The organism is Cyclobacterium sp. SOCE241, from assembly GCF_056867545.1.
The window spans coordinates 5,029,037-5,052,126 of record NZ_CP149779.1 but is presented as its reverse complement, the minus strand read 5'-3'; the positions used below and the strand labels follow the sequence as shown (position 1 = coordinate 5,052,126).

Here is a 23,090-nt window from a genome sequence, read left to right as displayed (position 1 = left end):
TAGTTTAAGGAAATGGGTAAAAAGTCCTTATGGCCTTCATTACGCCCATGGCCAAAAGCCATAAGGCACCAAAGGACAATACCACAAAACCGGTAAACCACAGGGTTTGATCCCATTTACCCAACAAAAAGAAACTAAACAAAAGTATAAACACCACAATACCTATCAACACAAATAATCGTAAAGGATCTTTTCCTATATTGGTTGATTGATCGTCTGGTCTTAAAGTCATCATAGGAGAAACTTTCCGAATCTTTAGCAATGGAATTAAGGCAAAAAGGATGGATATCAATACCCCGGTAACTATTCCCATACCAATGGCTCCCCAAGCCAATTGAACCGTCACTTCCACCGGTAAGAAATCACTAAAAACGATGGGTAACAGAAATTGAAGTAAGGCTCCGGCTGTTGCACCAATAATGGAACCCAGTAAACCCATAAAAAAAATCTGTACCAAATACACGATAATGATATCCAAGGCTTTTACCCCTAAGCACCTTAACACGGCTACAGAAGGAAGCTTTTCTTTTACAAAGACATTGACTGCACTTCCCACTCCCACACAACCCAACAAAACAGCGATAAAGGCAACCAATGTAAGGAAGTTGGAAAGGTTTTCGAAAGACCTTCCTGTTGACTCTTTTTGCGATTGAACGGTATCAAAGTTAACCCGATCTTCACCCCATAACTCTTTGTTCTCATCAATTAATGTTTGCAGGGCATAAGATTCCGGAAACAGGAAATAATGATTGTAATTGACCCTGCTTCCATATTGCACCAAACCTGAGGCCTCAAGCTGATCCATGGGAATATAGACAGCTGGGGCAACGGTTGCAGTAATACCGGTTTGCCCCGGCACTTTTTGTAAGGCTCCGATAATTTCAAGGTTGGCATTGCCCACCTTAATAAAATCCCCGACCACTGCATCAAACTGAGCCATTAATGTTTTTTCTACCAGAGCCTTTTTACCACCGGATCTAAAATCGCTTTCAGCGTTTTCCGGTATAGTTTCTAATGTTCCATAAAAAGGGAAATCCCCTTCCAAGGCCCTTACCTGAGTCAATCTACTGTCACCGGCTTTAGGAAAATAGACCATGGAAGCAAAGTTTATTTCCAAGGCATGCTTGCTGGCTATTTCCTCAATCTCGGGAAACTCTATGGGCTGATTTTTCTTGAGTAGTAAGTCGGCTCCCAACAGTTCCTTGGCTTGCTCATCAATGTCTTTACTTAAATTATCTCCGAAGGAAGTGACCGCTACTAATGCTGCGATACCTGTAACAATCGCTGAAACAAACAGAACTAATTTGACGCCAGTTTTTCTAAATTCTCTTCTGGCCATTTTAATAGACCAAGCCCAATCAACCATGTGTAGCCTCCTGTATTTTACCGCCTTTAATATGTAATGACTGGTGTGTTTTTGCTGCTAATTCCAAGTCGTGGGTAACCAAAATTAATGTGGTCCCTTGCTCCTCGTTTAGCTTAAAGATTAGATTTTCAACCATTTCTCCGGTTTCAGTATCTAAGTTGCCGGTAGGTTCGTCTGCAAATAATATTTTTGGCTCATTTGCAAAAGCCCTGGCAATGGAAACCCTTTGTTGTTCCCCACCGGATAATTGATTAGGGTAATGGGTTAGCCTGTCCCCAAGCCCTACTTTTACCAAAAGCTCTTTTGCCTTATCTTTGGCATCTTTTCGTTTCTTTAACTCCAAAGGAACCATTACATTTTCCAATGCTGTTAAAGTTTGTAAAAGTTGAAAATTTTGGAAAATAAAACCCACCAATTGATTCCTAATGCCGGCCCTTTGATCTTCGTTCATGTTTTCAAGTGCTTTACCATCCATGCGAACGCTTCCGGAACTGGCCACATCCAAACCGGCGCATAAGCCCAACAAGGTGGTTTTACCGCTCCCGGAAGGGCCGACTATTGAAAGGGTTTTACCTTGTTCCACTTCAAAACTTACCTGATCTAATACAGTGAGTTCCCTGTTTCCACTACGGTAGGTTTTGCTCAGATTTTCAACGCTTAGTATGTTCATATCTTTCAAAGAAAAAAACTTATCCCTTTTGAACAAAAACAATAGTGGATTAAGTTTAGTATTTTTGATAATTGATTGTAAAAATATTTCAAATGTTAAAATTGATAAAAACAATATTTCCGGTAATGCTACTTCTTGTAGCCATTTCCTTTTTACTGTCTCCTGTAATCAAAAACAGGAATCAGAGAAAAAGGTTACACCTACAGCAGATAAAAAGCCTGAGAAGCAAAAGAAAAAAATATTTTATTTTATGGCAATAGTTTGACAGCAGGATATGGTTTGGATGAGGATGAATCTTTTCCTTCCTTGATTCAAAATAAAATAGATAGTCTTAACTTAAATTATCGAGTGATAAATGGTGGTTTAAGTGGAGAAACTACTGCCAGTGGCTTGAGTAGGCTTGATTGGTTTCTGGAGGATCAACCCGAAGTTTTCATACTTGAACTCGGAGGAAACGATGGGTTGAGAGGAATCCCTTTAGCAGAAACCAGAAAAAACCTTAATGCAATCATTTCATCTGTTTCAAACAGATTTCCTGACACCAAAATCTTGTTGGCCGGAATGCAGATTCCTCCCAATATGGGGCAAGAATATTCGGAAGAGTTTAGGGAAATGTATGCTGAGATTGCAAGGAAGCAAGAGGTGGAAATGATCCCTTTTTTGCTCGAGGGAGTAGCGGGGAATCCTGATTTAAATTTGCCGGATGGTATTCACCCGACTAGTGAAGGTCAAGAGATTGTCGCCCAAACAGTTTGGAAACATTTACGACCGCTACTATAAAAAATAGCCTATTTTTAACAGTAGGGGTATCGTAGTTTAAAAATGTTTCTTTTTATTATCAGAAAATTATCTTAATTTTTCAAAGTAATTAATAAAAAACAAAGAATGAGTATTCAAATACAGACCGCCGGAGATGCTTACGACGTAATCATCGTAGGATCTGGAGCAGGTGGTGGAATGTCTTCCAAAATCTTGGCAGAGGCCGGATTGAAGGTAGCAGTAGTAGAAGCTGGGGCTGATTTCGACCCGGCTATAGAAGAACACAGGACTCAATTAAGGCCACCATGGGAATCCCCTCGAAGAGGTGCCGGTACTGTGCGTCCATTCGGAGATTTTGATGCTGCCATAGGCGGGTGGGAAATTGACGGAGAGCCATACACCCGTGGTGAAGGAAGTGAATTTGATTGGTTTAGATCTAGAATGCTTGGTGGGAGAACGAACCACTGGGGTAGAATTTCTTTGAGATTTGGTCCTTTGGATTTTAAGAGAAAGGATTTTGATGGCTTGGGTGAAAACTGGCCCATCAGTTATGATGACATTGCTCCTTATTATGACAAGGTGGACAAACTAATTGGTGTATTTGGTTCAAAAGAAGGAATCAACAATGAACCTGATGGAAATTTCCTTCCACCCCCAAACCTCGATTACATGAGTTGTTTATCAAAAAAGGGGCTGACAAAGTCAATGTTCCTGTCATACCTTCCAGGCTTTCCATCCTTACAAGACCTGTAAACAATGATAGAGGAACCTGTTTTTTCTGTAGCCAATGTAACAGAGCTTGTCAGGTTTATGCGGATTTTTCTGCCGGAACATGCTTGGTAAAACCGGCCATGAAAAAAGGACAAGTGGATCTTTTTACCATGGCCATGGTAAGGAAAGTAATCACAAATGATAAAGGTGAAGCTACAGGGGTTACTTATATTAGTAAGCTCGATATGAAAGAATACAAACTTTCTGCAAGGGTTGTTGTATTAGGAGCCTCTGCTTGTGAATCCGCAAGAATAATGTTGAACTCCAAATCAGCACAACATCCTGATGGGCTGGGTAACAGTTCCGGACACGTAGGTCATTACTTGCATGACTCCACTGGAGCAGATAGAATGGGAATCCTACCTGATTTGATGGACAGAGAGAGATACAATGAAGACGGAGTAGGTGGAATGCACGTCTATACTCCTTGGTGGCTTAATGAGAAAAATCTGGATTTTGCCAGAGGATACCACATAGAATATTGGGGTGGCATGGGCATGCCTTCCTATGGTTTTGGTGGTGGCATGGACACCATGAGACAATACGTCAAAGATGAATTTGGTAATCCTGGAGTAAACGGCGGTTATGGTGCTGGATTGAAAAAAGACATTAGAAGATTTTTCGGTAGTACTGTAGGGATGTCAGGTAGAGGAGAGAGTATACCACGGTATGAAAACTACTGTGAAATCGACGATCAGGTAGTGGATAAATATGGTATACCGGTTTTGAAATTCCACTACAAATGGAGTGATCAAGAACTCAACCAAGCCAAGCACATGCACGATACGTTTGAGGAAATTTTGACCAGCATGGGAGCAGTGATTCTAGGTGAAAAACCGGGAAGAGACAAAGAATATGGACTGCATAAACCGGGAAGAATTATACATGAAGTTGGCACCACACGAATGGGTAATGATCCCAAAACATCTGTTTTGAACAAATATTCGCAGGCACATGATTGCAAAAACTTGTTTGTAGTAGATGGTGGAGCTTTTGTTTCCCAAGCGGACAAAAATCCTACCTGGACCATCTTGGCTAATTCTTGGAGAACCTCCGAATACATTATCGATCAACTGAACAAGAAAAATATCTAAAAGCAATGAACAGAAGAGAAAACCTAAAACTTTTATTTACCGGTTCCCTGGCTTCGGGTATGCTGTTTACAGGATGCGGGCCGGAATCACCGGAAACAGTAGAAATTCCTCACAATCCTAAAATAGGAGAGTTCGGTAGTTATGGTAGAACTCCGGAAGAGATTATTCATAACGAAAACCTAAAATCTGCGACCTTTTTCACCGAAGAAGAGCGTAAAAAGCTAGACATCCTTGTGGACATGATTATCCCTGCAGATGAAACTTCAGGGAGTGCAACAGAGGCCGGTGTGCCTGACTTCATTGAATTCATGGTGAAGGATATTCCTAGCTACCAAACACCCCTAAGAGGTGGTATGTTATGGCTTGACCACAAATCAGACGAACTATTTGGCAGCAAATTCCTTGAAATTTCCGAAGATCAACGCACTCAAATTATAGATTTGATTGCTTACCCTGATACTGCAAAACCTGAAAACCTAAGTGGTGTTAAGTTTTTTAACAATCTCAGAAATTTAACTGCAACAGGGTTTTTCACCAGTGAAGAAGGCTTCAAAGATTTGGGATATGTAGGTAACCGCCCTAATGCATGGGATGGAGTACCTGAAGAAGTTTTGGCCAAACATGGCCTTGAAAACGACCCTAAATACAAAGACGTTTATCTTGACATCAGTACAAGGGGAACCATTGCCCAATGGGATGACAATGGTAATTTGATCGGATAAGCTTATCCCGTCAGCCCATCATTCCAAACAGGGGAACGTCTACTTAGGTGTTCCCCTGTTTGCTTTATAACCATAACCAATAAAACCCTATACCATGAAGCCAAAAGCTTTGCTACTCTCTTTGCTATCCCTGTTGTTGCTAAGTCCTTTGATGGCACAGAAATTACCTATTTTTAATGGGAAGGATTTGTCCGGCTGGCATGTGGACGTGCCGGATCAAGATGAAAACCCAAATATCAGCCCTTCGTTTGTAGTGAAAGATGGGCTATTGATAAGCATGGGGACACCTCAAGGTCATTTGATCACCGATGATGAATATGAAAATTACAGGATTACTGCAGAATACCGATTTCCGGAAGCCACGGGTAATTGCGGAATACTTGTCCATGCCTCTACCCCCAGATCTCTGTACAAAATGTTCCCCAAATCTATTGAGGTACAGATGTATCATGAAAATGCAGGCGATTTTTGGTGCATAGTGGAAAATATAGAGGTGGACAATATGGTGGAAAGAAGAGGGCCGAAAGAAGAATGGGGAGTGACTGAAGGTAAAAAAAGAAGAATCCTTAACCTTACTGATGGCTCAGAAAATACTCCCGGCTTGTGGAACAGGATGGTAATTGAGTGCCTAGGAGATAAAGTAATGGTTTGGGTGAATGGTGACTTGGTAAATGAAGGATACAATGCTACCGCCACTAAAGGGCAAGTGGCTGTTCAGGCAGAAGGAGCCAAAGTAGAGTTTAGAAAACTAGACTTAGAACCAATCACGGAACTTTCAAAATAGATCCAAAAAAAAAGCCCTACGATGGGCTTTTTAATTTTGGTTTATCAACCATAAAAATCTGAAAGCCTTGCTAAACCTTTTCGATTCAATAGAATAATTTTTTTCCCTTGTAAATCTATAAGTTTATCTTTCTTAAACTCAGATAGCAACCTAATTACGGTCTCCGTAGCAGTACCTACAAGCCCAGCAATTTCCTCCCTTGTGAGGGTTATGTCAAGTCGCTGTCTATCCCCTCCATCCACACCATAACTGTCGCCCAGTTTTAATAAAGTCAAGGCCAAACGCTCCCTGATGGATTTTTGAGTAGCATCAGTCAATTGGCTTTCCATTAAACCCATGTCATGACAAAGGGCCTGAGTGAGACTTCGGTGAAAATTATTGTCCTCTTTCATTACCTTTAAAAATACCTCTTTGGGCACAAAACAAATACCTGCATCCTCCACAATTGTGGCAGTGGTGGTATAGGCCTCTTCTCCAATCAAAGAAGCATAACCCACAAGGTCTCCTTTCTGAGCCAGTCGTATGATTTGATCTTTACCATTAGATGCGGTTTTAAAAATTTTGACGACCCCACTATTCACACAGAAAACTCCTAAAGGCTTCGTGTTTTCATAATAAAGGATTTGCCCTTTCTTGTGAGAAATAAAATTCTTTCCTTCAGAAATATTGCACAAATGCTCTTCTCCTAGACCTGCAAATAGGGATAACTTTCTGCTCAAGCACAGTTCACAAGGCGTACTTTTAACTTTATTCATCATAATCAGCCCATATTTTTTGAAAGATACTTGACAAATTTAGCAAATAACATGACTAAGGTCACATTAATTGTCATAAATCAGTTGTTTAAATCTATTGATTCTGTTCAAATTCCGGGAAATGGCTAATTTGGGAGTATTTACCCGTTTGTAAGTCCTTTTTGAGACAAAAATGCATCCTGCCATTGCTGATACAGATATAAGGGGCATTGAATTTATTGTTGTAAACACAAACTTGCTCGACAGTTCTTTGACTCAATTTTACGTCCGGTGCTTTGCATTCAATTAGAAAAAAAGAGGCTCCCGACCTGTCAAGTACTAAAATATCAAACCGCTTTTGAAGGGCATTGTATTTAAGGCCTTTCTCCAATGAAATCAAACTTCCTGGATACTTCATGTGCTCAACCAAGTAATGAGTAATGTGTTGCCTTACCCATTCCTCTGGAGTTAATAATAATTTTTTTCCTTATCGGGTCAAATACAAAATATTTACCCTGATCGCCCTTTTCGATATTCATCGTGTAGGAAGGTAAATTCAGAGTCACCTCAGACAATTGCGCAACCAAATCTTTCATGACATAAATTTCCCACAAAAAACTAGAAGGCAAAACACAATTACAATAATAAAATCAGAAACTAAGGTAAGGGGAAACTCTATCCACCCAAGGCTGGTTAAAAATCTTGATCTTCAGTAGATCTTCAGCCGACCCAAATGCTCCATGCTGGTTCCTATACGCCAAAATCACTTTGGTGGCTCCATAATCTATATACGGATGTTTGATCAATTGTTTGAAATCGGCTTGATTGATATTAATTTTGCTGGTTATTTCCGGCTTAAAGGTAAAAGTAGCATAAATCTTTTCAGCCAACGCTGCATCTACTCCATACACTTCTAAAAGTTGCTCCGGTTTATGAAAGCCCCCTAAATTATCTCGATATTCACTAATCCGTGCAGACAATACAGGACCTACACCCTGCACCATTTGTAATTCTATCGCTGATACATCAGCAAAGCTTAATTGATTGAATACCGGTTTAGAAGGTTTTATAAGTTTCGAGGAAGAAATTTTAGCACTTTCTTTTTCTTTACTCCTTTTAGATTGCTTGGACTTTTCGTCCTGCGAAACTTTAGTAAAAGAAGGTTCAGAAGAAAAGAAGGCTTTGTTCTTGGCAATGTATTCCAGGTAAAGGGCTTGTGAAACAGAACGGTTATACCTTTCAATAAAATAGGGAACAGCATACAACAGTGCGAGCAATGGGATCACAAATACGAAGCCACGCATTTCTCTTCGACTGAATCCCAAATAAGATTTGAGTCTATAAAACCATTGTTCTAGCATACTTTTCCTCCTTTCCCAACATAAATTAACAATTATGGAATGTTATTCCAAAAAATAGCATTGTTGTATTGGGAAAGAAAAAAGGCCTATTTTATTTAGAAGCATTATAAATTGAATTCCCTTTGATGAATTAATTCATTTCGTCCCAATTCTATAATAAATTTGTAGCTGAAAGTTGTTGCTATGCAGTCAAAGTTTAAAGCATTAAGTCTCTCATTTAAGAATGCACCTGTAGCAATCCGGGAGTTAGTATCTTTGGATGAAGGAGCGGTACGCTCTTTATTGGGTAAATTGAGAGATTTTTTTAGTTTGACAGACACCTTAATCTTGTCTACCTGCAATCGAACGGAGATCTATTACAGCCACGAGCTAGACCTATCTACTGAGATCATCAAACTCGTAGGTCTTGAAAAAGGCTTGGTGGACACCATTTCATATCTGGAGTATTTTGACATCTACCATGATGACAAAGCTGCTATTTCCCACCTATTCAGGGTGGCCATGGGCTTGGAAGCTCAGGTAATCGGAGATATGCAAATCTCAAATCAAGTAAAGCGTTCTTACCAAACGGCGGTAGATATGGACATGGCAGGGCCTTTCCTGCATAGGCTGATGCACACTATTTTCTTTACCAATAAAAAGGTTGTTCAAGAAACGGCTTTTAGGGATGGGGCTGCTTCTGTTTCTTATGCGGCAGTAGAATTAATCGAAGAACTTACTTCCAATACCCATCAACCCAGAGTGCTATTGGTTGGTTTAGGAGAAATTGGTGAGGATGTTGCCAAAAACTTGGTTTACTTAGGAGATGCGCAAATTAAAATTGCCAATCGTACTTTTTCTAAGGCCCAAGAATTGGCTGCTGAGTACAATTTTGAAGCCATCCCTTTCGAGAAATGCTATGAAGCTATGGAAGATGCTGATGTGATTATTTCATCAGTAGCCATGCCGGAACCCTTAATCAGCAAAGAGTTAATCAGTAAATTTAATATAAAAAGTTATAAATTACTTGTGGACCTTTCTGTCCCAAGGAGCATAGAAACAGCTGTAGAAGATCTTCCCGAGTCCTATTATACAATGTGGACAATATTCGAAGCAAAGCAACTGAAACGTTAAGTAAAAGAAAGGCAGCCATTCCTCAGGTGGAAAACATCATCGTAGACAACATCAAAGAGTTTTACGACTGGAAAAAAGAAATGATGGTTTCACCTACCATCAATAAGCTTAAAAATAGCTTGGAGCAAATCCGAAAAGAAGAGCTTGAAAGATACCTCAAAAAGGCTGACGCTGATGGTCAACAATTTGAGATTATTGACAAAATCACCAAAAGCATGATGCAGAAAATCCTAAAAGTACCTGTGGTACAACTTAGAGCTGCCTGCAAACGCGATCAAGCGGAAGAAATGATTGATATCATCAATGATCTTTTTGACTTGGAAAAAGAGGAAGCCAAAAAAGCCAATCACTAAATTAATCCCTTTTCATAGAATCATTTCTTTTTAACAGGCAATTTAAATGCCTCATTTCTTTTATTGTGAAAGCTGTAATTTCTTTTTACTTTCACCCCTAAATTGAGTTAAAATGCGCAAATTACACCTATTGAAATTTTTTATTCCTCTATTATTCACCTTTTTATCTACAGGCTTTGCTTATCCTCAAACTTGGGAGGTATTTGACAACAACTTTCATCTAGAAAAAAAGCTTGCAGAGGGAGAAATATTCTTGCTTGGCAACAGCCTTAGAATCAATGTCGCTGACAATGATTTGGCTTTTTTAGATGCCAATTATGAACCCTTTACAAATATTGAAGGTGCCTCCCTTTACCAATTTCTAGAACCTTGGATTATCATTAAGAACAATGAGAAATTTGGTGCCTTACATGAATATGGTGAACAGGTTCTTCCCGCCACATACGATGAAATCCAATCTTATTATACCCTTTTACTTGGAAGAAAGGGGAGGAATATTTTGTTTATGATAGGGGCAAAAGAGCTACCAGTTCCATTGGTAATTTCAGTTCAGCAAGGATCGCTAGAAATGGACAAGTAATCGCAAAAAATAGTGATGGAAGCTATAGCTTACCACTTTCAGAAGATCCTGATCACAAATTTATTTCCCTTACAGACCCCTCTACTGATGTAATTGTAGCCAAGGAAGCCTCAGGGTTTGGGTTAATCAATACTGAAGGGAAATACATTCTTAAGCCGGTAATTGATGAATTAACCCACTTAGAAGAAAATTATTTCTACGCCAAAAACAGCAATGAGTACCTACTGATCAACGCCTTGTCGACGAGTGCTGATATTAGGTACAATAGCTTTCACCGAATCAGTATAGAAAACGAAGTGATGGTGGAGTACATTCATGGCAAGTTAAGGCGTATAATGAAAAATGATGGCATTTTATTAGATATTGTCGGCATGGATTCAGTGAGGAAATCGGGAGATTTCTTCAATGTACATTTCAGGGATGGGACTACCGGTCTTTTAAATAAAGAAGGGCAGTGGGAAGTAAAGCCAAATAAAACTGCCAATGGAATATTCCCCGGAAATGAAGGTGCCTATGGCGCCCAAATAGGAGATGGATTTGGCTTTATCAATGCCAGTGGAGACACACTTATAGCACCCAACTTTGACCAAGTTTCAGTTTTCTCTGAGGGCATGGCAAGTGTAAAGTTGGGGACTAAATGGGGTTATATTAACCACCATCAAGCTTTGGTCATCCCCTATGAATACAGCTCAGCAGGAGCCTTCAAAGAAGGGGTAGCTATAGTCCAAGCAGAGGGGAAATATGATTTAATCAATAAAAGTGGAGCTTCTATGATTGATGGCCCCTTGCAAAGAATTAGCCGAACCTCGGATGGCTATTATCTATTGGAGAACAATGGTCTCTTTGGACTAGCTAAACCTGACGGAACAATCATTAGCCATCCTGTTTATGAAGAAATTAGAAGAGAAGCCAAAGACAAAATCCTAGTAAGAAAAGGAGATAAGTATGGCGTTATAAAAGAAAATGGGGATTTTGAATTACCTCTTTTTTATACCTCCATTCTATTTGACGAGAAAAACGAAAAAGTATTGGCAAAAAGTAAGACAGAAAAAGTCCCTGAAGTTTTAAGTAAAAAGGAATTGAAGAAAAGAAAAAAGCAAAAAAAGGGGCTTAACGCCCTTTTTTTATTTATTTTTATCGTTTCCCCGAGACCTGTCCGAAGACTTGTTTTCATCGGATTTAGCAATTGAATCCCTCATACTGGTATCAGATTTTACATTTTCCATTTTATAATAATCCATCACACCAAGATTCCCTGTTCTGAAGGCATCGGCAATAGCTTTTGGAACTTCAGATTCAGCTTCAGTAACTTTGGCTCTCATTTCCACGTTTTTGGCCTTCATCTCCTGCTCCAAGGCCACAGCCATTGCTCTTCTTTCTTCTGCCCTTGCTTCCGCTACTTTGAGGTCTGCTGTAGCCTGGTCAATTTGTAGTTTGGCACCAATATTTGACCCTACATCAATATCTGCAATATCGATAGATAAAATCTCAAAAGCAGTTCCTGCATCCAACCCTCTCTCCAATACTAGCTTAGAAATCTTGTCTGGATTTTCCAACACACTTTTATGATTCTGAGCAGAACCGATAGAGGTAACGATTCCTTCACCTACCCTTGCCAAGATGGTCTCTTCACCTGCACCACCAACAAGCTGGGCAATGTTTGCCCGTACCGTTACTCTCGCTTTGGCGATAAGCTGGATTCCATCTGCAGCAACAGCTGCTACATTCGGCGTGTTAATTACTTTTGGATTAACAGAAATCTGTACTGCTTCAAAAACATCTCTTCCTGCCAAGTCTATGGCGGTAGCTTGTTTAAAGGAAAGGCTGATATTGGCCTTATCTGCAGAAATCAAAGCCCTTATCACATTGGGCACATTACCTCCTGCAAGGAAGTGCGTTTCCAGATCATTGGTGGTAAGGTTTAAGCCTGCTTTGGTGGCTGTAATCAAAGAATTGACAATGACTCCCGGTGGCACTTTTCGAATCCGCATACCTACCAATTCCAATAGACCAACTTTCACGTTTGAAAAGATGGCTGTAATCCAAAGATTTACAGGAACGAAGTAGAGGAAAACGAAAAATATTATCAGTCCGCCAAAAGCTGCAACCAATATTAATACTGAATTTGAAATATCCATAATTTAAGGTTTTATGATGATTTTATTGTTTTCAATTTTAGTAATCGTGATGTTTGTCTTGGAAGAAATAAAGCCTCCTTGCGATTTGGCCTCATAAATTTTATCTCCTATTATTATCTTCCCATAAGGTTTACAGTCTGAAATCGTTTCTCCTTTTTGCCCCACTTCAAGACCTATTAAACGGTCATCATAGGTCCTCCCCTCAACCGTGCTCTTTAGTGCAAACCTATCCCAAACGCCGGATTTAAACCCATATATGATAAACCCAATATTTATTGCTCCAGAGGCCAAAAGAACTCCGTATGCAATGGTCGCCGAAAAATTACTGAATGCGTGAAAGATACCAAGTGCAGTAAAAACCAGGCCTAATATCCCAATGATTGTCGTTCCTGGAACAAAAATAACCTCGAGCATTATCAAAAGTGCACCGAAAACGATTAAACTTAATAGTATCAACCAATCCATGAATTACATTTTAAAAAGCCAATCCATACTCGTTTCGATAAGCTTTCTGTAAAATTACAAGATTTCATAACAATAGAAAGCTTAATGAAATGAATCATTTGTCATTCTATTACTTATACCTAAAAAGTTCATGAGTAATGATAATGATAAATTGTTAATGACCAAATATTAATTTCTTTTAATCTTCCATTTATCTATCGTGGCTACCCATTTTAAAATCAACAATAAAAAAACGGGTTTTGACAAAAAGCACAATGTGTGACTATTGTCAAAACCCGGGAAGTTTCAGCCTACCTAATTTGAAATCAGCTAAAACATCATTTCAATTCAATAACTTAATAAGCTTTGGCAAATAAAACCCTGCCTTTAGATGGTTTTCCGGTGAGTATACACACACCATCTTCTTCTTCCTGATCCAGAGGAATGCACCGAATGGTAGCTTTTGTTTTTTCTTTAATTTTATCCTCAGTTTCGGCTGTCCCATCCCAATGCGCAGCCACAAAACCTCCTTTATTGTTTAATGTTTCAACAAATTCTTCCCAACTGTCCACAGCTGTAGTTTTTTCCTCGGTAAAAGATTTGGCTTTCTGATAAATGCTGGATTGAATTTCATCAAGTGTTTCTTTGATTTTACCAATCAAATCCTCTTCCTCAAAATTCACCAGTGTTTTAGAAAAATCATCCCTACGGGCCATTTCAACAGTATTATTTTTGAGATCCCTTGGCCCAATACCTAGTCTTAAAGGCACTCCTTTAAGTTCGTATTCTGCAAACTTCCATCCGGGCTTGTAGGTATCCCTGTCGTCAAACTTCACAGAAATCCCTATTTCATCCAATTGATCTACTATTTCCAGTGCTTTTACCCTAATCTGCGCAAGTTCTTCCTCACTCTTAAAAATTGGAACAATGACTACTTGGATGGGTGCCAATTTTGGAGGCAATACCAAACCTTTATCATCAGAGTGCGCCATAATTAAGGCTCCCATCAATCGAGTACTTACCCCCCAACTGGTACCCCATACATGGTCTAAGCCACCTTCTTTGGTAGCGAACTTCACATCAAAAGCCTTGGCAAAATTTTGCCCCAAAAATGGGAAGTACCGGCCTGAAGTGCTTTTCCATCCTGCATCATGGCTTCAATACAGTAGGTAAACTCAGCCCCGGCAAATTTTTCGCTTTCGGTTTTCACCCCTTTTATAACAGGCATGGCCATAAAACGCTCTGCAAAATCAGCATAAACATTCATCATCTGCAATGTTTCTTCTTCAGCTTCTTTCCTAGTAGCGTGGGCAGTATGGCCTTCTTGCCATAAAAACTCTGCAGTCCTCAAGAAAAGTCGAGTTCGCATCTCCCAACGGACCACATTGGCCCATTGATTAATAAGTAAAGGTAAATCCCTATAAGATTGAATCCAGTTTTTATAGGTACTCCAAATTACCGTTTCAGAAGTAGGCCTAACGATTAATTCTTCTTCAAGTTTGGCCTCCGGGTCAACAATGACTCCTTTTCCTGAATCATCTGTTTTCAAGCGATAATGAGTCACTACTGCGCACTCTTTGGCAAAGCCTTCCACATGACTCGCTTCTTTGGATAGAAAGGATTTCGGTATAAATAATGGGAAGTAAGCATTGGTATGTCCTGTTTTTTTAAACATTCGATCTAACTCTGCCTGCATTTTTTCCCATATACTAAAACCATATGGTTTAATCACCATACAGCCCCTCACGGCACTATTTTCAGCCAAGTCCGCTCTTTTAACCAATTCATTGTACCACAGGGAATAATCCTCACTACGTTTCGGTAAACCTTTACTCATTATTATTTCTTTGTTGTAATAAAAAAACTCTTTATCTTAGAATCGTGATTTGTGACAAATATAAATTAAAAAATGATAACCCTCTTGCTAAATCCTCGTATATAGTAGGTGAGGAATAAACTAAATATCAATATGATTAATTTCAATCCAATTCGGACAATGGGTGCATTTGCGATTTTAGGCCTTGCGGCCTGTAGCACCAGCTACCAAGCCAGCAACATGGGCGGGGAAGTCGACAATTTGTACTTTATGGCTTCAGATGCAAGAATTGCAACTGAATACGCCGTAAGTAATAATAATCCGGAAAACTTTAAGGAAATTGAACAAATCCGCGATATTGACGGAGAGGTAGAAAACTTTTCCGCCAAGAACGTCAACCCGGAATATATAGCTAAATACCAAAGTTCAGCAGTACCAGCTGCAGAAGAATCAACCGTTTATTTTGATGACTCGGAAGGTCAAACAGAATTTGGGACGGATGATCCAAATATAAACGCCTACGACAATTACTCAAATTTTAATGGAAGTGGTTCTGTAACCAATAATTATTTCATGAACCCAATGATGGGATTTGGAATGTCTTCCATGATGATGAGAAGCATGTACAATCCTTATTACGGTTTTGGAGGCTTGGGTTATTATGACCCTTTCTTTAGCCCTGGATTTGGATTTACCTCAGGCTTTGGGTTAATGCCAAGATTTGGTTTGTCTTTAGGTTTTGGCTTTGGAAACCCTTATTACGGCGGTGGTTTTGGCTATTATGATCCTTACATGGCTTATGGTTTAAGATCCGGATTTGGCTATTATGGACGTGGCTTCGGTTATTATCCTACAGTAGTAGTTCTACCTGGTGGATCTGAAGCCAACAGGAGAAACATTGTACAAGGAGCAAGACCTTACAGATCATCTTCATTAGCCAATGCTGCAACATCTACCAGAAGTAGAAGTATTGCAAGCCCTACTGCTTCCAGAGCATCAGCAAGAAGAGATGCCATGTCAAATAGTGCAAGTGCAGTTTCTAGAAATCGATCTACTGCTACAAGCAACTCGTTTAGCAGGTCTCAAAATGACTATTACAACTCTGCTTCCGCAGCTCCTTCAAGAAGAAACATTAATAGTCCGGCCATGAACAGGTCCGGAAACACTTCAACAAGAAGCAGCTATGGTACTAGCAGAAACACCAATAGTACTTATAGAACAACAGCACCTTCTAGCAGCAGATCAAGAACCTACAGTGGTTCATCTAGCAATAGCAGGTCTCAATACGGAACATCTAGATCTACAAGAAGTTCTTCACCTTCTTACAACAGAAGCACAAGAACCAATACATCAACATACCAAAGATCTACTACCCCTAGCAGATCAAGCACTTATTCTTCACCTTCACGTTCTTCATCTTCCTATAGTGCTCCAAGGAGCTCAGGAGGATCATCTAGAAGTGTAGGTAGTAGCAGTAGTAGAAGAGGGAATTAATTCCCTCTTTTTTTACATTTATTCCTCCCCATTGTCATTCAATTACTTTTTATACTTTGAATTCCACCTTATGATTCAAGGTAACCTTCATATATACCCAATCACCTAAATACCCGCACTTGAAATAACGTTTTACCTAACCTAATTGTGGCAATTTCCGTTTGGATAGTATCGCTACATTAATCAATACCTACTTGGAGATTTGGAAGCCTTAATTCATGCTGCCTTATCGAATTAGGTTTAAAACAAAAAACAAGGATTTAATATAATTGACATGAAAGGATTTAAATTAATTTTATCTTTATCTGCTTTGATTGCATTACATTTTAGTGAAGCAAAAGCCCAAAGCGGATATGCTGAAGACGCTTTACGATTTAGCCAGTTCGGATCCACCGGAACAGCAAGAATTAATGCGCTTGGAGGAACAGGTAATTCCCTTGGAGGTGATATAAGCAATATACATAATAATCCTGCAGGATTGGGATTTTATCAAAATTCAGAATTTAGTTTTACTGCTGCTTATAGTGATTGGAATGCAGGTACAACATTATTAAATCAGACAGAGAATTTTAATGCAACCAATTTTTCTATACCAAACCTAGGGGTGGTCATCAGCAAAGCAAAAACTCCCCTTGAAGTAGGTGATTGGCGAGGAGGTTCATTTGGTATCAGTATCAATAGACAAGCTACCTATAATAATGATTTCGGCTATTTCTCCAACCAATTAGATCAAGGATCTATTCTTGACTTCTACGTTGAGGACTACAACAATTATGGTGTTCCCGGAGGAACTGATGGTTTGTTTTTTGATGCATTCCTTATTAACCCAGTTGATGACGGATATGATTATGTCCCCAATGCTACTCTGGCCTTAGAGAAAATGGAAAAGGTGGAAAATGAAGGATCCATGTCCGAAATTAATTTTTCCTACGGTGGCAATTACAAAAACAAGTTGTTTCTCGGCGCTTCACTTGGAATCAACTCCGTCTCATTCAGATCTACCAAAACATATAATGAGGAATTCTTTGACGATAACAACCAGACCACCCTTTTCAGCTCATTGCAAGAAAACTTATATTTAAGTGGTACAGGAGTCAATGTTGGTCTTGGGGTTATTTACAAGCCTGTAGATCAGCTAAACGTAGGGCTGAACTTCAAATCCCCAACTTGGTACCAAATCAATGAAGAGTATGATGCCGATATTTTTGCGGATTTTTTCCCTGCATACCAAGACCCTGAATTTGGAAGCATCTCAGAATCCGACGCACAAACAGACCTTTACGTAAGTAGCTATAACCTAAGAAGCCCTATGCGATTGGGTGGTGGCCTCACTTACTTCTTTGGTAAAAACGGCTTTATTACTGCAGATGTTAATTACTTAGACTACAGCTCAGCCAATATCCGTTCCAATGCATTTAACCCGGAAACGGACAACCAGGATATTAATAATTTGTATGGACAAACAATCAACTATAGCTTGGGTGGAGAGTTTAGATTTGATATGTTCAGGCTAAGAGCTGGTTATGCTTATTATGGCGACCCCATAGCTAACCCGGGAAATACAGACCGAAGCACCAACCAAATCTCAGGTGGTGTGGGTGTGAAATTGTCCGGTTTTAGTATAGATTTTGGTTTGGTAAATAGCAAGTTCAACGGTTATTATTCGTCTTATCCGGGATCTGACCTTGCAGTCATTGATAACAACAGAACTACAGGTATGCTTACCCTAGGATTTAGTTTCTAATAACGGCAACCAATTAGCTATCAATAACTCAGGGGAACTGTCTTCTCCCCTGAGTTTTATTTTTGCCTTTTCGTAAAAAGCATTTCTTTGGGAATGCATGTCCTTGAGCTTAAGAATAATTTCAGGGGTATCAAGACTAGAAAACAAAGGCCTTATGGCCACTTGGGTATTGGTTAACCGCTCCAGAATATTATTTAAAGGGACATCCAAATAAACTGAAACTCCCTTTTTATTGATCAAAACCATGTTTTCATTATAGCAAGGAGCACCTCCCCTGTTGCCAAAACAAATGTCTCCTTTTTATCAAGGATTTCCTCCAAGACTGAAGTCTCTAGTTTCCTGAAGTACCCTTCACCTGCTGAGGAAAAAATTTCAGAAATTGCTTTCTCTGCCTTGGCTTCTATTAAATCATCTAAATCGTAAAAGGGCCAATTTAACTTGGCTGCGAGGGACCTCCCTAAAGTAGACTTCCCACTCCCGGGCATTCCTACAAGTACAATCTTCTTTGCATCCATTATTTGAAAAATATAGTTTTAGCTATTTCAGGGGTGGGTGAATTTCGGTAATGAAACTTCTTAAGCACCGTTCCTTCTTCCATAAAAACCAACCCGGGATTAGACCTAATAATGGTTTTTACTACAGTAGCATCTGCCATATAGGAACTTACCCGAAGACCCTTTTCTCGCAAAAATTCATTCATTCTTTCTTCTGATGAAGCCGCTACCCAATGAACCTTTACGTCTGTCCCCTGAAAAGCGTTAATTAGTGCACTAATTCTATCCAGTTCACTGACTGAAAGTGTTATTTTATCGATATTACTAGACAAGATCAACAGTTGCTTTCCTTGAAGCATTTCTTCTGTATGATCACCGGCTTCATTCCATATAGCAAAATCTGAAATTTTAGGCAAGACTTCAGGATTTTTCAAAGTCATTTCTACAAAAGTATAACTTTCATCACTTGGGTATTCATCCAATACAAATTGTTCACCATCCTTCTCCATTAAGTAAGAATACTCCAAAGGTGCGGAGGGTTGCATGGCTTTGGTGATATTTACTCCTTCTTTGAAGGCCCTAAAATCGATAAAAGGGAGATTTCTTATGGAATAAATAGCCAAAATCAAAGACAGTACAAAAGAACCTATGGTAAGCCATTTACCGAAAACATTGTATTTCATTGGCAAATGCTTTCTAAATACGAGCATAAACACAATCATCACCAGCAACACAATGTCCTTGTAAAAGGATTCCCAAGGCGTCAGTTTAATTGCATCACCAAAGCAACCACAATCTGTTACTTTATTAAAATACGCAGAATAGAAGGTGAGAAAAGTAAAGAAGAGAATCATAGCCAGTAAAAGAAAAATGGCACGCTTTAATCTCCACCCAACTAAAAGCATTACACCCAAAGCCACTTCTACTACTACTAAAAACACAGATATCGGTAAAGAAATTGCTTTTAGGTGTTCAAAAATTGGAGCTATATCCGTAGCAAACACGTCGAAGTATTCCTCCATTTTGATGGAAGTACCTACGGGATCATTTACTTTGATAAGCCCTGAAAAAATAAAAAGCCCTCCTACAAGTATCCTGGAGATTAAGACTAATGTTTTAATTATCATTGTGATTCAATTTAATCATACAGAAAACAGCATAATTGAGCATGTCTTGATAATTGGCAACTACCCCCTCTGAAACAATTGTCTGCCCCTGATTATCCTCAATCTGTTTTACCCTGTACAGTTTCATTAATATGATATCTGTAATAGAAGAAACCCGCATAACTCTCCAAGCTTCTCCGTAGTCATGGTTTTTATTGGCCAAAAGATCTTTAGTTTCTTCCACCCATTTGTCATAAATAGGCTCTAATTCTTCAAAAGACAATTCCATTCTTGGATCAGCATGCAAATCATTTTGCATTAGTGCAATGAGGCAATAATTGATGATTCCAATAAATTCGTCCTTTATTGGGTCCATCACCTTTTGTGTACCTTTTTCCTGAATAGATCTTATGCGTTGTGCTTTTATGAAAATCTGGTCAGTCAGGGAAGGAAGTCTAAGTATCCTCCATGCAGTACCATAATCTTGGGTTTTCTTCTTAAAAAGTTCTTTACAAAGGCCAATAACTTCATTATATTCGCTTGCGGTTTGCGTTTCCAAAGCACCGATGTTTTATGTTAGAAAATTCACATTCAATATATAAATTCGAAGATACTTTATTTCCCCCAAAAATAACACTTCAAATCAAAGGAAAGCTTTTACTTTGGACAAGCCGTGGATTATGGGGATAATCAACAGTACTCCTGATTCTTTTTACGATAAAAGCAGAACTACGGGTGAATCTCGCGAGGTTTTAGTGAAAGCTACAAAGATGGTTAACGAAGGGGCAGACATACTTGACATTGGTGGCTATAGTTCCAGACCTGGAGCTGCTATGGTTACAGAAAAAGAGGAACTTAATAGAGTAATTCACGTTATTAAGAATATAAAAGATAGGTTTCCTGACATTTTAATTTCTATTGACACCTTTAGATCCAAAGTGGCAAAAGAAGCTGTCAATGCAGGTGCTGACATGGTAAATGACATCTCTGGTGGCGGATTAGATCCCAAGATGTTTGAAACAGTAGGTAGTTTAGGTGTTCCTTACATTTGCATGCATATGTTAGGAGACCCACAAACAATGCAAAATTTTTCCGAATATGTTGACATAGAAAAGGAAATTGGATATTTTTTTTCGGAAAAAATTGAAAAGTGCTATAAAGCTGGCATAAAAGATGTAATACTTGATATAGGACTGGGTTTTTCCAAGACATTGGAACAAAACTACAGACTTTTAAAGCATTTTTCTTATTTTAATACATTGAAACTACCCCTTTTAATTGGAGCATCGAGAAAGTCGATGATATATAAATTGTTAAATAATAGCCCTGAAGAGGCGTTAAACGGGACTACAGCCATACATATGGCTGCCCTTATTAACGGCGCCAAAATCATTAGGGTACACGATGTAAAAGAAGCAAACGAAACATTAAAAATATATAAACAAATCTATACTTGAATTTACTCTTTAAAATAGGTTTTCTAGACATTTCTCTGGTCAATCTTATAGACATCACACTGGTAAGTATTCTGATTTATCAGGTTTATAAATTGATGAGGGGAAGTGTGGCCATTAAGATTTTTTTAGGCTTTCTTTCCATTTATTTGATTTATTTGGTTGTTAGTGCAGCTCAAATGGAGCTTCTTACAATTATTTTGGGACAATTTATGGGGGTTGGTGTTTTGGCTGCAATCATTCTGTTCCAGCAGGAAATCAGGAAGTTTCTCCTCATTGTGGGTAAATCTTCCATATTTTCTAATGAAAATCTATGGCAGGAATTATTGTTTTGGCGAAAAAGAGAAAGTCAAGCCTTCAATGTAACTCCTATTATAGAAGCTTCTAAAACCTTATCGGGTAGTAGTACAGGAGCCCTGATAGTACTTTCCAAAAATTCAGAATTGAAATTTTACGCAGAAAGCGGTGACTTGATAGATGCCGTAGTTTCTAAGCGGCTATTGGTCTCTATCTTCAACAAGTACAGCCCATTACACGATGGCGGGGTAATTATTTTTAATGGTAGAGTAAAAGCAGCAAGGTGTATCCTCCCTGTTACAGAAAGAGAAGTGCCTGCGCAATTTGGTCTCCGCCACCGGGCAGCCATAGGCATGTCCGAAGCCACAGATTCATTGATCCTAATTGTCTCTGAAGAAACCGGACAGGTTTCCTTGGCAAAAAACGGAAAAATCTTGCACAATCTTTCTTTCCAGGAAGTCAGAGAAATGATCAATAATTACCTGACCGGAGAAGAAATTGATGACAAGTTTGAACCATTAACACAATCGGAAAAAATGGCTGAATTAAAGCGTATCTCCGAACTTTAAAACTTCTATTCTATAACCCCAAGGGATTTTCCTACTTCACTAAATGCTTTAATGGCCCTGTCTAGGTCTGCTCTCTCGTGTGCAGCTGATAATTGGACCCTAATTCTTGCTTGCCCCTTCGGTACTACAGGGTAGTAAAAACCTATGACATAAATCCCCTTTTCCAGCAATTGACTAGCCATTTTCTGGGCTAATGGGGCATCATATAGCATTATAGGCACTATTGGATGGGTTCCTTCTTTGATGGCAAAACCTGCCTTCTGAATACCTTCTCTAAAATACATGGTGTTTTCTTCCAACTTATCCCTTAAAGCAGTAGTTTCCGACAAAAGGTCAAAAATAACTATGGAAGCACCGGTAATTGCAGGTGCCAAGGTATTGGAAAATAAATAAGGTCTTGATTTTTGACGAAGGGTAGCAATGATTTCCTTTCTGCCTGAGGTAAAGCCTCCGGAAGCCCCCTAAAGCCTTGCCCAAAGTTCCTGTAATGATATCTACTTTGCCCATTACTTCTTTGAGTTCATGAACACCCCTACCCGATTGTCCAATGAAGCCAGTTGAATGACACTCATCAGACATTACCAAAGCCTTATATTTTTCTGCAAGGTTTACAATTTTATCCAGCTGAGCGATTGTCCCATCCATGGAAAAAGCCCCATCAGTAACAATTATTTTATTCTTGGCCCCTTTCTGATCTGCCACTTTGAGTTGCTCTTCCAAATCTTCCATATCATTGTGCTTGTACCTAAAGCGCATGGCCTTGCACAATCTTACCCCATCAATAATTGAGGCATGATTTAATGCATCTGAAATGATTGCATCTTCAGCGCCCAAAATAGGCTCAAATACTCCCCCATTGGCATCAAAAGCCGCCGCGTAAAGAATGGTGTCTTCTGTACCTAAAAATTTTGAAATTTTATCCTCCAAAGTTTTGTGGATATCCTGCGTTCCACAAATAAATCGAACGGAAGACATCCCGAAACCATGACTATCTATGGCTGCCTTGGCAGCTTCGATCACCTTGGGATGACTTGAAAGCCCCAAGTAATTATTGGCACAAAAATTCAATACTTCACTTCCATCTTCGAGGGAAATCTTAGCCCCTTGTGGAGACTTTATGATTCTTTCACTTTTGTATAAACCTTCATTTTTGAGGTTATTTAGGTCTTTTTGAAGTTTTTCTCTTAAGGTGTCAAACATAAGCCAAAAATCAGTTAGATAAGGTTG

19 protein-coding genes and 6 pseudogenes are annotated in these 23,090 nt (G+C 39.1%); 13 read left to right on the top strand and 12 right to left on the bottom strand.

From position 1 onward, the window contains the following. Positions 1-4 precede the first annotated feature (4 nt). A complete protein-coding gene (locus tag WG932_RS25635) occupies positions 5-1,366 on the bottom strand; it encodes an ABC transporter permease (protein ID WP_483085859.1) in 1,362 nt (453 codons plus the stop codon). Further along, positions 1,359-2,036 carry an ABC transporter ATP-binding protein gene (locus WG932_RS25630; protein ID WP_149393388.1) on the bottom strand — a complete coding sequence of 226 codons (678 nt, stop codon included), beginning with the start codon at positions 2,034-2,036 and terminating at the stop codon, positions 1,359-1,361. Before WG932_RS25630 ends, WG932_RS25635 begins: the two co-directional genes overlap by 8 nt. Before the next feature lie 28 nt (positions 2,037-2,064). Here WG932_RS25630 and WG932_RS25625 point away from each other — a divergent pair, with 28 nt between their 5' ends. The 5 genes and pseudogenes from WG932_RS25625 (at position 2,065) to WG932_RS25605 (ending at position 6,166) form a co-directional block, all read left to right on the top strand. After that, positions 2,065-2,301 (top strand): hypothetical protein, encoded by a 237-nt coding sequence (locus WG932_RS25625; protein WP_483085858.1) that lies wholly within the window; start codon positions 2,065-2,067, stop codon positions 2,299-2,301. Next, positions 2,298-2,816, top strand: a complete 519-nt coding sequence (locus tag WG932_RS25620; RefSeq protein WP_483085857.1) for an arylesterase — start codon at positions 2,298-2,300, stop codon at positions 2,814-2,816. Before WG932_RS25625 ends, WG932_RS25620 begins: the two co-directional genes overlap by 4 nt. A gap of 105 nt (positions 2,817-2,921) precedes the next feature. Next, positions 2,922-4,660, top strand: a pseudogene (locus tag WG932_RS25615) (GMC oxidoreductase). A gap of 5 nt (positions 4,661-4,665) precedes the next feature. Further along, a complete protein-coding gene (locus WG932_RS25610) occupies positions 4,666-5,382 on the top strand; it encodes a gluconate 2-dehydrogenase subunit 3 family protein (protein ID WP_014020573.1) in 717 nt (238 codons plus the stop codon). 94 nt (positions 5,383-5,476) lie between these two features. Then, complete coding sequence (locus WG932_RS25605; protein ID WP_483085856.1) at positions 5,477-6,166, top strand: 3-keto-disaccharide hydrolase; 690 nt, start codon at positions 5,477-5,479, stop codon at positions 6,164-6,166. Positions 6,167-6,210: 44 nt separating this feature from the next. Here WG932_RS25605 and WG932_RS25600 read toward each other — a convergent pair whose 3' ends face one another. The 3 genes from WG932_RS25600 to WG932_RS25590 form a co-directional block, all read right to left on the bottom strand. Beyond that, the gene (locus WG932_RS25600; protein WP_041935131.1) at positions 6,211-6,924 is read right to left on the bottom strand and encodes a Crp/Fnr family transcriptional regulator; all 714 of its coding nucleotides are present in this window, start codon (positions 6,922-6,924) and stop codon (positions 6,211-6,213) included. A 91-nt stretch (positions 6,925-7,015) separates the two neighbouring features. Beyond that, complete coding sequence (locus tag WG932_RS25595) at positions 7,016-7,318, bottom strand: type I restriction enzyme HsdR N-terminal domain-containing protein (RefSeq protein ID WP_483085855.1); 303 nt, start codon at positions 7,316-7,318, stop codon at positions 7,016-7,018. A 232-nt stretch (positions 7,319-7,550) separates the two neighbouring features. After that, positions 7,551-8,261, bottom strand: a complete 711-nt coding sequence (locus WG932_RS25590) for a ComEA family DNA-binding protein (protein WP_483085854.1) — start codon at positions 8,259-8,261, stop codon at positions 7,551-7,553. 183 nt (positions 8,262-8,444) lie between these two features. Between WG932_RS25590 and hemA the strand changes: the two are divergent. The 4 genes and pseudogenes from hemA (at position 8,445) to WG932_RS25570 (ending at position 11,497) form a co-directional block, all read left to right on the top strand. Next, positions 8,445-9,727 (top strand): annotated as a pseudogene (gene hemA / locus WG932_RS25585) (glutamyl-tRNA reductase). Between the two features lie 112 nt (positions 9,728-9,839). After that, a complete protein-coding gene (locus WG932_RS25580; RefSeq protein WP_483085853.1) occupies positions 9,840-10,307 on the top strand; it encodes a hypothetical protein in 468 nt (155 codons plus the stop codon). Then, positions 10,262-10,480: pseudogene (locus WG932_RS25575) on the top strand (WG repeat-containing protein); the annotation flags it as partial. The gene WG932_RS25580 and the pseudogene WG932_RS25575, both read left to right, overlap by 46 nt. Positions 10,481-10,543: 63 nt before the next feature. After that, positions 10,544-11,497, top strand: a complete 954-nt coding sequence (locus WG932_RS25570) for a WG repeat-containing protein (protein WP_483085852.1) — start codon at positions 10,544-10,546, stop codon at positions 11,495-11,497. Here the strand turns inward: WG932_RS25570 and floA are convergent. The 3 genes and pseudogenes from floA to proS form a co-directional block, all read right to left on the bottom strand. Continuing rightward, positions 11,432-12,445, bottom strand: a complete 1,014-nt coding sequence (gene floA / locus WG932_RS25565) for a flotillin-like protein FloA (RefSeq protein ID WP_014020566.1) — start codon at positions 12,443-12,445, stop codon at positions 11,432-11,434. The genes WG932_RS25570 and floA overlap by 66 nt on opposite strands. A 3-nt stretch (positions 12,446-12,448) precedes the next feature. Next, positions 12,449-12,910, bottom strand: a complete 462-nt coding sequence (locus tag WG932_RS25560) for an NfeD family protein (protein WP_014020565.1) — start codon at positions 12,908-12,910, stop codon at positions 12,449-12,451. A 335-nt stretch (positions 12,911-13,245) separates the two neighbouring features. Continuing rightward, positions 13,246-14,726 (bottom strand): annotated as a pseudogene (gene proS, locus WG932_RS25555) (proline--tRNA ligase). A 132-nt stretch (positions 14,727-14,858) separates the two neighbouring features. Here proS and WG932_RS25550 point away from each other — a divergent pair. Beyond that, positions 14,859-16,199 carry a hypothetical protein gene (locus WG932_RS25550; protein ID WP_014020563.1) on the top strand — a complete coding sequence of 447 codons (1,341 nt, stop codon included), beginning with the start codon at positions 14,859-14,861 and terminating at the stop codon, positions 16,197-16,199. 274 nt (positions 16,200-16,473) lie between these two features. Beyond that, positions 16,474-17,943: an OmpP1/FadL family transporter gene (locus tag WG932_RS25545; RefSeq protein ID WP_014020562.1), complete on the top strand. Its 1,470-nt coding sequence runs from the start codon at positions 16,474-16,476 to the stop codon at positions 17,941-17,943. Here the strand turns inward: WG932_RS25545 and WG932_RS25540 are convergent. The 3 genes and pseudogenes from WG932_RS25540 to WG932_RS25530 all read right to left on the bottom strand — a co-directional run bounded on the left by WG932_RS25540 (position 17,926) and on the right by WG932_RS25530 (position 20,102). Then, a pseudogene (locus tag WG932_RS25540) lies at positions 17,926-18,428 on the bottom strand (shikimate kinase). The gene WG932_RS25545 and the pseudogene WG932_RS25540 sit on opposite strands and share 18 nt — an antisense overlap. A gap of 29 nt (positions 18,429-18,457) precedes the next feature. Further along, the gene (locus WG932_RS25535) at positions 18,458-19,564 is read right to left on the bottom strand and encodes a BT_3928 family protein (protein ID WP_014020560.1); all 1,107 of its coding nucleotides are present in this window, start codon (positions 19,562-19,564) and stop codon (positions 18,458-18,460) included. Next, a complete protein-coding gene (locus WG932_RS25530; RefSeq protein ID WP_483085851.1) occupies positions 19,554-20,102 on the bottom strand; it encodes a DUF1599 domain-containing protein in 549 nt (182 codons plus the stop codon). The genes WG932_RS25535 and WG932_RS25530 overlap by 11 nt, the downstream gene beginning before the upstream one ends. A 121-nt stretch (positions 20,103-20,223) precedes the next feature. On the opposite strand from WG932_RS25530, the gene folP reads away from it, so the two are divergent. Next, positions 20,224-21,000 (top strand): dihydropteroate synthase, encoded by a 777-nt coding sequence (folP, locus tag WG932_RS25525; RefSeq protein ID WP_483085850.1) that lies wholly within the window; start codon positions 20,224-20,226, stop codon positions 20,998-21,000. After that, a complete protein-coding gene (gene cdaA, locus WG932_RS25520) occupies positions 20,997-21,863 on the top strand; it encodes a diadenylate cyclase CdaA (RefSeq protein WP_014020557.1) in 867 nt (288 codons plus the stop codon). The genes folP and cdaA overlap by 4 nt, the downstream gene beginning before the upstream one ends. A 5-nt stretch (positions 21,864-21,868) precedes the next feature. Here the strand turns inward: cdaA and kbl are convergent. Further along, a pseudogene (kbl, locus tag WG932_RS25515) lies at positions 21,869-23,063 on the bottom strand (glycine C-acetyltransferase). Positions 23,064-23,090: the final 27 nt, after the last annotated feature.

Bases quoted from the DNA above. Each gene is read 5' to 3' on its own strand.
- WG932_RS25635 (WP_483085859.1), bottom strand. From the start codon at position 1,366: ATGGTTGATTGGGCTTGGTCTATTAAAATGGCCAGAAGAGAATTTAGA.
- WG932_RS25630 (WP_149393388.1), bottom strand. From the start codon at position 2,036: ATGAACATACTAAGCGTTGAAAATCTGAGCAAAACCTACCGTAGTGGA.
- WG932_RS25610 (WP_014020573.1), top strand. From the start codon at position 4,666: ATGAACAGAAGAGAAAACCTAAAACTTTTATTTACCGGTTCCCTGGCT.
- WG932_RS25605 (WP_483085856.1), top strand. From the start codon at position 5,477: ATGAAGCCAAAAGCTTTGCTACTCTCTTTGCTATCCCTGTTGTTGCTA.
- WG932_RS25600 (WP_041935131.1), bottom strand. From the start codon at position 6,924: ATGATGAATAAAGTTAAAAGTACGCCTTGTGAACTGTGCTTGAGCAGA.
- WG932_RS25595 (WP_483085855.1), bottom strand. From the start codon at position 7,318: ATGAAGTATCCAGGAAGTTTGATTTCATTGGAGAAAGGCCTTAAATAC.
- WG932_RS25590 (WP_483085854.1), bottom strand. From the start codon at position 8,261: ATGCTAGAACAATGGTTTTATAGACTCAAATCTTATTTGGGATTCAGT.
- WG932_RS25580 (WP_483085853.1), top strand. From the start codon at position 9,840: ATGCGCAAATTACACCTATTGAAATTTTTTATTCCTCTATTATTCACC.
- floA (WP_014020566.1), bottom strand. From the start codon at position 12,445: ATGGATATTTCAAATTCAGTATTAATATTGGTTGCAGCTTTTGGCGGA.
- WG932_RS25560 (WP_014020565.1), bottom strand. From the start codon at position 12,910: ATGGATTGGTTGATACTATTAAGTTTAATCGTTTTCGGTGCACTTTTG.
- WG932_RS25550 (WP_014020563.1), top strand. From the start codon at position 14,859: ATGATTAATTTCAATCCAATTCGGACAATGGGTGCATTTGCGATTTTA.
- WG932_RS25545 (WP_014020562.1), top strand. From the start codon at position 16,474: ATGAAAGGATTTAAATTAATTTTATCTTTATCTGCTTTGATTGCATTA.
- WG932_RS25535 (WP_014020560.1), bottom strand. From the start codon at position 19,564: ATGATAATTAAAACATTAGTCTTAATCTCCAGGATACTTGTAGGAGGG.
- folP (WP_483085850.1), top strand. From the start codon at position 20,224: ATGGGGATAATCAACAGTACTCCTGATTCTTTTTACGATAAAAGCAGA.